Genomic DNA, 7,945 nt, shown 5'->3' with positions numbered 1-7,945 from the left:
CCGTCCCGCCGGGCCCGCGCGGGGCGCGGTTCACACCGCCCGGGCCACCTCCGGCGCGGCCGGCCGGGCCGGGTGCGCCTCGCGCGCGGGCGGCGCGTCGGGCAGCTGGGCGGCGAGTCGCTCACCGAGCTCGGCGACCTGCGGCACGTGGCCGAATTCGCGCACCGCCGTGTCGACCGTCTTGCGCAGCCGGGTGTTGACCCGCTCCGAGCGGATCCGTCCGGCCAGCGGCAGGGCCAGGCTCGCCGACTCCGCGGCCTGCTCGGGCTCGCCGCGCAGCAGGTGCACGCTGGCCATCCCGATCAGGTTCAGCGCGTACGACCGCTGGTGCACGCCGCCCTGCTCCGCCTCCTTGGCGAACAGGTCCACCGCGCGCTGCATGACGGGACGGGCCTGCTCGGCGTAGAGCGGGCTGCGGCCGGCGACGTAGGCGAGGTCGCGGAAGGAGTGGGCGTTCTCCGCGTTCAGCTCGGCCTCGGAGAAGAAGCCGATCCAGTCCGGCTCGGGCTCGCCAGGAGAGGCTGCGCCGGGAGACGCCGCGCCGGGGGAAGCCGCGCCCAGGGAACACTCGGCGAAGGTGTCCTCGGCGATCCGGGCGGCCCGGATGCACCGGCTGGGCTGGCCCAGGTTGGCGTACGCGCGGGCCTCCATCGCATACAGCATCGCCTGGGTGCGGGGGGTGGCGCTGTCCCGGCTGCCGTACTGCGCGAGGTGGATCAGCTCCAGCCCGTCGTCCGGCCGCCCGAGGTGGATCATCTGCCGGCTCATGGTGGCCAGCACGTACGAGCCCAGGGGCCGGTCATCGGCCTCCTTGGCGGCGTGCAGCGCGAGCACGAAGTACTTCTGCGCGATGGGCTGGAGCCCGATGTCGTAGCTCATCCAGCCGGCCAGCGCGGCCAGCTCGGCCGCGACGCGGAACAGCCGGGTGGCCACCTCCTCCGACTGCGGCTCCCGCAGCAGGTCGGTGACCTCGTGCAGCTGCCCGACGACCGCCTTGCGGCGCAGCCCGCCGCCGCACTGCGCGTCCCACGCGCGGAACATCACCACCGCGCTCTCCAGCAGCTCCACCTCGGGCAGGGACAGCCGCGCCCCGCGCCGGGGCGGGCGCCGGGCCTCGGTGTGCTGCCGGTCCGGCCCGGGGGCCTGCGCGGGCGCGAGCCAGCGCTGCATCGGCTCGACCAGACCGGGGCCCGCGGACAGGCCGAGCGAGGTGCCGAGGAAGCCGCGGCGCGCGAGCATCAGGTCGCTGCGGGAGAACTCGCTCATCAGCATGACCGTGTGGTGCCCGGTCCAGGGCAGGTCCACGCTGGCCCCGGCCAGCGACGGGTAGGACGGCCGCAGCCCCATGTCCTCGACCGCGACCACGCAGCCGAATCGCTCGGAGAACAGCTCCGACAGGATGCGCGGGATCGGCTCGCGCGGCTGCTCGCCGTCCAGCCAGCGGCGCACCCGCGAGGTGTCCGTGCTGATGTGATGGGCCCCCAGCTGCCGGGCTCTGCGGTTGACCTGCCGCGCCAGCTCCCCCTTGGACCAGCCGCTGCGCGCGAACCACGAACTCAGCTGCGCGTTGGGGCCCTTGGCGCTTCCCCCCCGGTCGCCGTGCCCGCCGTTGCCGCCCACCGGAACGCCCCCATCCCGCGAATGCGTTCGAACCACCACCGGAAAATACCCTCTGCTACGGCCGCCGTCCCCCCCGTCCGCCGCCCGGCGCGCGCGCTGACCGGTTCCCTGCGGGGAGGCCATCCCTCCGCATACCGTCGCGGCGTCCCAGCCGGGGCGTCATGCACTGAAAGTAATGTTACGATCACGGCCCCGGCGAGGGGGTTCACGGAAACGCCACCATTCGCCACCCCTTCGGATGAACCTCTTGGCCGTTTCCCGCGATTCACTTGACATGGGGCGACCAGCAATCAATGCGGCGACGCCCGACCAGGCGTACCCGCAGCGGCGCACCACCCGCCGCGCCTCGCCACGCCGCGGCCGCCCCGGGATTGCTCACGGAGCGTCACCACGGGGCGCTCCGGGTCGTAACCATCCACGAACGCGACCCGTTGGAGGGGGTATGGGCTTCACGATCGGCGGCAACCGGGACACGCGGTCCGGCGCACGGCGCCGCGGCCGCGCGGCCGAGCCCACGACGGTGGCGGCGGAGTGCACCGGCCTGTGGGGGTGGGACGTGGTGCCCGGCGCGCGGGCGGTGCGCGTCCCGGGCTCCGGCGCGTACGCGTGCTCGTGCGGCGCGCCCGGCTGCCCCGCGCCCGGCGCGCACCCGCTGCCGGACGCCCCCGTGGTGCCGGCCGGGGCCACCCTGGACGAGGTCGCGGCGGCCTGGACGGCCGCGCCGGACGCCGCCGTGCTGCTGCCGGCGGGCCGCGCCTTCGACGTCCTGGAGGTCGCCGAGCACGCGGGCCGGCACGCCCTGGTCCGGCTGGAGCGGATGGGCCTGCCGCTCGGCCCGGTGACCGCCACCCCGAGCGGCCGGGCGCGGTTCTTCGTCGCCCCCGGCGCCGCCGCCGAGCTGCCCGGCCTGCTGTACCGGATGGGATGGGACGACGCCGACCTGGACCTGCGCTGCCTGGGCCCGGGCGACCACGTCACCGCGCCGCCCTCCGACCTCGGCGGGCGCGGACCGGTGCGCTGGCTGCGCCCGCCGTCCCTCGACACGGCCGGCCGCCCGCCGCACGCCCGGCTGCTGCTGGGCACGCTGGCCTACACCAGCCACCGGGCGGCGGTCCGGCGCCCCCGGAGCTGAGGCGGCCCCGGGGGCCCGGCCGGCGGGTACGGGCAGGCTGCACGGCCGGGCGTACGGGTCGGCGCGTACGGGTCGGCGCGTACGGGCGGGACCGCTCGTACCGGCCGCGGGCCCGCCGCGCCCCGCCGGTCGGACCCGCCGCGCACGGGTCGCGGAGCCCGGCCGCAGTCGGCGGGCGGCGGGGCTCAGTCGCCGATCAGCGCGTCGACGAACGCCTCCGGCTCGAACGGTGCCAGGTCGTCCGCGCCCTCGCCCAGGCCCACGAGCTTGACCGGCACGCCCAGCTCCCGCTGCACCGCGACGACGATGCCGCCCTTGGCGGTGCCGTCCAGCTTGGTGAGCACAATGCCGGTGATGTCCACGACCTCGGCGAAGACGCGCGCCTGCACCAGGCCGTTCTGGCCGGTGGTGGCGTCCAGCACCAGCAGCACCTCGTCCACCGCGCCGTGCCGCTCCACGACCCGCTTGACCTTGCCCAGCTCGTCCATCAGTCCGGTCTTGGTGTGCAGGCGGCCCGCGGTGTCCACCAGGACCACGTCGGCGCCCTCCGCCACGCCCTGCTTGACGGCGTCGAACGCGACGGACGCCGGGTCGGCGCCCTCGGCGCCCCGCACCGTGCGCGCGCCGACCCGCTCGCCCCACGTCTGGAGCTGGTCGGCCGCCGCGGCGCGGAAGGTGTCGGCCGCGCCGAGCACCACCGACCTGCCGTCGGCGACGAGCACCCGCGCGAGCTTGCCGGTCGTGGTGGTCTTGCCGGTGCCGTTGACCCCGACGACCAGGACGACGCCCGGCTTCTCCGTGCCGTCCGGCGTCACGCCGCCCTCGGTGTGCACGGCGCGGTCGGCGTCGGTGCCGACGAGCTGGAGCAGTTCCTCGCGCAGCAGACCGCGCAGCTCCTGCGGGGTGCGGGTGCCCAGGACCTTCACCCGCTCGCGCAGCCGCGCGGTCAGCTCCTGGGTGGGCGTGACCCCGACGTCGGCGGTGAGGAGGGTGTCCTCGACCTCCTCCCACGTCTCGTCGTCGAGGCGGTCGCGGGACAGCAGCGTGAGCAGGCCCCGGCCCAGCGCGTTCTGCGAGCGGGACAGCCGGGTGCGCAGCCGCACCAGGCGGCCGGCCGCGGGCTCCGGGACCTCCACGGGCGGCGGCGCCTCGGCCACCGGCGCCGGTGGCGCGCCCGTGGCCAGATCCACCTCCTCCACGGGCCGGCCCGGCGCCTCCGGCGGGGCTTCGGCCTCCTCGCCGACCCGGGGCTCGGCGGGCGGCGCGGTGACGGACGGGCCGGCGGGCGGCGCCGGGGGCTGCCGCTGCTTCCGGCGGCCGCTGACGACGAGCCCGCTGATCGCGGCGAGCGCGACCACAGCGATGACGACGATAAGGATGACGAGTTCCATAACCCCCCCAGTATCAGCCACCCGGCTGCGGGAACCGCCGGGCGGCTCGGGCGGTCGGCGGGTCGCCGCGCCGCCCCCCGGTCAGCCCATGTCCTCCAGCCTCTTGCCCTTGGTCTCCGGCACCCACTTCAGCAGGAAGGGTACGGACAGGGCGGCGAAGACGGTGTAGACGACGTACGTCGCCGACAGGTTCCAGTCGGACAGGCTGGGAAAGCTCGCGGTGATGGCCCAGTTCGCGAGCCACTGGGCGGACGCGGCCACGCCGAGCGCGGCGGCGCGGATCCGGTTGGGGAACATCTCGCCGAGCAGCACCCACACGACCACGCCCCAGGACAGGGCGAAGAACAGCACGAAGGAGTGGGCCGCGACCAGGGCGACGGTGCCCTCGGCATCCGGCAGCACGACGTCGTCGCCCGACCCGGTCCTGGCGGAGAACGCCCACGCCACCAGGCCCAGCGAGGCGGCCATGCCCACCGAGCCGACCAGCGCGAGCGGCTTGCGGCCGATCCGGTCGACGAACACCATCGCGACCACGGTGCCGGCGATGTTCACGATCGAGGTGGTGAAGGAGTAGAAGAACGAGCTGCTCGGATCGACGCCGACGGACTGCCACAGCGTGGAGGAGTAGTAGAAGGCGACGTTGATGCCGACGAGCTGCTGGAAGACCGACAGGCCGACGCCGATCCACACCACCGGCAGCAGGCCGAACCGGCCGCCCAGCAGGTCCCGGAAGGTCGAGGTGTGCTCCCTGCGCATGGCCCGCTCGATCTCGGCCACCCGGGCGTCCAGGTCGGTGCCCGGCCCCTCCACCTCGGCCAGCACCTCCCTGGCCGCGCCGGTGCGGCCTGCGGAGATCAGGAACCGGGGCGACTCGGGGATGGCGAAGGACAGCAGCCCGTACAGCGCGGCCGGGAGGACCATCACTCCGAGCATCCACTGCCACGCCTCCAGGCCGGCGATCTCGCCGCGCTGGTCGTCGCCTGCGAGGTTGAGGATGCCCCAGTTGACGAGCTGGGACACGGCGATGCCGACCACGATGGCGGCCTGCTGGAAGGAGGCGAGCCGGCCCCGGTAGGCGGGCGGGGCGACCTCGGCGATGTAGGCGGGGCCGATCACCGACGCCATGCCGATGCCCACGCCGCCCAGCACCCGCCACAGGGCCAGGTCCCACAGCGCGAACGGCAGCGCCGAGCCGACCGCGCTCACGGTGAACAGCGCGGCGGAGATCCGCATGACGGGGATGCGGCCGATCCGGTCGGCCAGCCGGCCCGCGGTGGCGGCGCCGACGGCCGAGCCGATCAGCGCGACGGCGACCACCTGGGCGAGGGCGGCGGAGCCGATGTCGTACCGGCCGCGGATGGCCTCGACGGCTCCGTTGATCACCGAGCTGTCGTATCCGAAGAGAAAGCCGCCCATCGCGGCGGCTGCGGTGATGAAGATGACACGGGCCAGGTGGGCGGACCCGGATACGGGCCCCCCGGGTGCCTGGGCCTGCGCGGCGACGGTCAAGGTCGACTCCTGTGGCCCGCCCGGCAGCGCTGCCGGGGGTGGGGGTTGGCCCTTCGAGGGTGACCGAATCCGTGCACCGACCACCACTTGAAGGCGAAATCAATCTGTCCGAGAGTATGCGTTCGGATTGCGAAGTCAAGACAAGAGGATCAATCGCCTCCGGGTCTCCCGCGGCGTCGGTGCCTTCGGTCTTTCTGCCGGTGCCTTCGGTCTTTCGAAGGAGACCGGCGGCGTACGCGCCCGGGAGCCAGGGGTGGGCGCGTGCGCCGCCGACCGCCCGGGGGGCTCCTGCCCGGATCCGGGCCGGGCATCCCCGCGTACGCCCTCCGCCCGTCCGGCCGGGGATCCGTCAGCGCAGCCGCTGGCTGATCACCTTCGAGACGCCGTCGCCCTGCATCGACACGCCGTACAGCGCGTCGGCGACCTCCATGGTCCGCTTCTGGTGGGTGATCACGATGAGCTGGGAGCTCTCCTGGAGCTCCTCCATGATCCGGATCAGCCGCTGGAGGTTGGTGTCGTCCAGGGCCGCCTCCACCTCGTCCATCACGTAGAACGGGCTGGGCCGCGCCTTGAAGATCGACACCAGCAGCGCCACCGCGGTCAGCGACCGCTCGCCGCCGGACAGCAGCGACAGGCGCTTGACCTTCTTGCCCGGCGGCCGGGCCTCCACGTCCACGCCCGTGGCCAGCATGTCGGACGGGTCGGTGAGCACCAGGCGGCCCTCGCCGCCCGGGAACAGCCGCGAGAAGACGCCCTCGAACTCGCGGGCGGTGTCCCGGTACGCCTCCGTGAACACCTGCTCGACCCGCGCGTCCACCTCCTTGACCACGCCCAGCAGGTCGGCCCGCGTCTTCTTCAGGTCCTCCAGCTGCTCGCTGAGGAACTGGTGCCGCTCCTCCAGCGCCGCGAACTCCTCCAGGGCCAGCGGGTTCACCTTGCCCAGCTGCTGGTAGGCGCGCTCGGCCGCCTTCAGCCGCTTCTCCTGCTCGGCGCGGACGTACGGTACGGGCTGGTTGCGCGGGTGCTCCGGGTCGTCGGGCAGCACCTCGCCCTCGGCGGGCGGCGACGGCGGCACCAGCTGGGCGGGCCCGTACTCGGCGACCAGCGCGGTCGGCTCCACGCCCAGCCGCTCCAGCGCGGTGGCCTCCAGCTGCTCGATCCGCAGCCGCTTCTCCGCGCCCAGCACCTCGCCCCGGTGCACCGAGTCGGTCAGCTTGTCCAGTTCGCCGGTCAGCTCCCGGCCCCGCTCGCGCTGGGCCATCAGCTCCCGCTCCCGCTCGGCCCGGGCCCGCTCGGCGCCGTCCCGCTCCCGCTCGGCCCGCGCGAGCGACACCTCGACGTGTGCGAGCAGCTGCCGGGCGCCGGCCGCCACCGCCCCGGCCACCGCGGCCTCGTGCCGCAGCCGGGCCCGCCGCTGCTCGGCGCGCGCCCGCGCCTCCCGCTCGGCGCGCGCGGCCCGGTCCAGCCCGTCGGCCCGGCCCGCGAGCGCCTTGACCCGCTCCTCGTGCGTACGGACCTGAAGGCGCGCCTCCATCTCCGTCTGCCGGGCGTTGGCGCCGTCGGCCGCCAGCCGGTCCCGTACGGAGGTGTCGGGCTCCTCGTCCGCCGGGTGGCTCTCCTCGGCCACCGCCAGCCGCTCGGCCAGCTCCTCCGCGTCCCGGGTGGCGCGCTCCAGCGCCTCCTCGGCCTTGGCGGCGGTCGCCGCCATCCGCTCGGCCTCGCCCGCGGCCGCGCGGGCCTGCCCGGCCAGCCGGCCCAGCGACTGCGCGACACGGGACTTCTCCCGGTCGGCCGCGCTGCGCCGCGCCGCGGCCTCCTCCACGCGCGCCGCGCACGCCGCGCGCCGCTCGGACGCCGCCCGCTGCGCCTCGGCCAGCTCCGCGCACCGTACGGCGAGGTCGGCCAGCTCGGCGGCGGCCTCGTCCACCGACGCCTGGACCTCCAGCAGGCTGGGCGCGCCCGCCGAGCCGCCGTGCGCGAAGTGCGCGCCAAGCAGGTCGCCGTCGGCGGTCACCGCGGTGAGCCCGGGCCGCGCGGCGACCAGTTCCTCGGCGTCCTGGAGGGTGCCGACCACCACCACGCCGCGCAGCAGCAGCCGCACGGCGGGCAGCAGCGCGGCGGGCCCGGTCACCAGGTCGGCGGCCGGGCGCGGGCCGCCCGTCCCGGAGCCCGAGCCCGTCCCGGGACCGGGTCCCGGGACGGGCTCGGGCTCCGGGTCCGGTTCGGGGGCGCCGGCCAGCAGCAGGGCCGCGCGGCCGGCGTCGCGCTCGCGCAGCAGGCGCAGGGCGTCGGC

The 7,945-nt window shown here is 75.6% G+C and carries 5 protein-coding genes; 1 reads left to right on the top strand and 4 read right to left on the bottom strand.

The genetic code is table 11. The features are described 5' to 3' along the window. Nucleotides 1-30 precede the first annotated feature (30 nt). The gene (locus tag RKE29_RS25770; protein ID WP_312008041.1) at nt 31-1,620 is read right to left on the bottom strand and encodes a hypothetical protein; all 1,590 of its coding nucleotides are present in this window, start codon (nt 1,618-1,620) and stop codon (nt 31-33) included. Nucleotides 1,621-2,062: 442 nt separating this feature from the next. Here RKE29_RS25770 and RKE29_RS25765 point away from each other — a divergent pair, with 442 nt between their 5' ends. Next, nucleotides 2,063-2,752 carry a bifunctional DNA primase/polymerase gene (locus tag RKE29_RS25765; RefSeq protein ID WP_312008040.1) on the top strand — a complete coding sequence of 230 codons (690 nt, stop codon included), beginning with the start codon at nt 2,063-2,065 and terminating at the stop codon, nt 2,750-2,752. Between the two features lie 185 nt (nt 2,753-2,937). Here RKE29_RS25765 and ftsY read toward each other — a convergent pair whose 3' ends face one another. From ftsY to RKE29_RS25750, 3 genes are all read right to left on the bottom strand, one after another. After that, entirely contained in the window at nt 2,938-4,143 is a 1,206-nt protein-coding gene (gene ftsY / locus RKE29_RS25760) for a signal recognition particle-docking protein FtsY (protein WP_312008038.1), read from the bottom strand. Nucleotides 4,144-4,224: 81 nt separating this feature from the next. Then, the gene (locus tag RKE29_RS25755; protein ID WP_312008042.1) at nt 4,225-5,595 is read right to left on the bottom strand and encodes a sugar porter family MFS transporter; all 1,371 of its coding nucleotides are present in this window, start codon (nt 5,593-5,595) and stop codon (nt 4,225-4,227) included. 406 nt (nt 5,596-6,001) lie between these two features. Beyond that, the coding region (locus RKE29_RS25750) for an AAA family ATPase (protein ID WP_312008037.1) at nt 6,002-7,945 on the bottom strand (1,944 nt) is incomplete at its 5' end.

It is taken from the genome of Streptomyces sp. B1866, from assembly GCF_031932565.1.
Taxonomy (GTDB): domain Bacteria; phylum Actinomycetota; class Actinomycetes; order Streptomycetales; family Streptomycetaceae; genus Streptomyces.
Note: the sequence above shows the minus strand (reverse complement) of the source record. Positions and strands in the feature narration are given on the sequence as shown.

Excerpts from the sequence above, each read along its gene's own strand:
- RKE29_RS25765 (WP_312008040.1), top strand. The coding sequence starts at position 2,063 with ATGGGCTTCACGATCGGCGGCAACCGGGACACGCGGTCCGGCGCACGG.
- ftsY (WP_312008038.1), bottom strand. The coding sequence starts at position 4,143 with ATGGAACTCGTCATCCTTATCGTCGTCATCGCTGTGGTCGCGCTCGCC.